A 1,179-nucleotide genomic window follows, 5' to 3' on the forward strand; every position below is an offset into this window, starting at 1 on the left:
ATAATAACGAAGCCTTATCTCTTCAATCGGGTAGCGGACACGCTTCCAAGGTCGACCAAAATTCTGCACCGGACGGTTCTCCGGGACACAATGCTCGTGTAGAACAAGAAGGTACAGGACAGATGTCTTATGTAGAGCAGGATGGAAATAATTCGGATGCAGATGTTTTTCAAACAGGAGCAGGGAACTATTCGGATGTTAAGCAATCTGGTTTAGGTAATAATACTGCTGATGTAGATCAGAGTGGAGTGGGTATTAACAAATCGTTTATTGTTTCCGCTGGTCAAAATCAAAACGCAACTGTAACGCAAGAAAATATAAGTTTATTTTCTCCATATATCAATATTTCAGATATCATTCAAACCGGAGTTTCAGAGAATAATGCGGAAGTAATTCAGGTAAATGGAGCTTCTAATTATGCCAACCAAAGACAGACTAATAGTGTTGCTGGTAGTGCTGCCAATAACGCTTTGGCAAATCAAGGAAGTTACACAGCATTTAATGCAACCGCACTAAGTGGATTGTATACAGCGACTAATAACGTTTTGAATACGGAAATTGGCACTCAATTTACTTTTTCAATAGGAAATGTAGCATTTCAATCTCAGACAGGGGCTGGAAACACTGCAGAATCACATCAATTTAACGACTTTGCGGCATCATCTGGTAATGACTTTGCCACCTCTAATACTTCAAAGCAAGTTCAAACGGGTGATAACAATAACGCCTTGGTGGTGCAGAACGCGTTTAATGATATTACCATCCTAGATAATTTCAATAGTGCACTTCAAGAACAAACTGGAAACAATAACTCGGCTTCTTTAATTCAGAATAACATTAACAACGAGGCCTGGATGCAACAAGATGGCGATGATAGTGCGCTTGGTGTTCAGATCGGTGAAGAAAACGATTTAGTTACCAAACAATTCGAAGGTGCTAACTTTATGGAAATTGGGCAATCTGGCGATAACGGAGCCGTTTACGCTGCACAACGTGGTGGACAAAGCTTTATGGGTGATCAATCTGGAATGAATAATGTTATGGAAGTGTTACAAGTAGGACCAGCAGGAAACCTTCTTGAAACCATCGATTGTGATATTCCTGACCCAATGCCACGTATGGATACTCCAGAAATGGAAAACCTAACGATCCCTATGGTTGATACGCCTGGATTATGTG

General features: G+C 40.5%; 1 protein-coding gene. It reads left to right on the top strand.

Going from position 1 to position 1,179, the window contains the following annotated elements:
- Window positions 1-1,179, top strand: a 1,179-nt coding sequence (locus ULVI_RS00945; RefSeq protein WP_197463462.1) for a hypothetical protein, incomplete at both ends; no start/stop codon positions are given.

The sequence above is a fragment of the Cochleicola gelatinilyticus genome, assembly GCF_001637325.1.
Classification (GTDB): Bacteria; Bacteroidota; Bacteroidia; order Flavobacteriales; family Flavobacteriaceae; genus Cochleicola; species Cochleicola gelatinilyticus.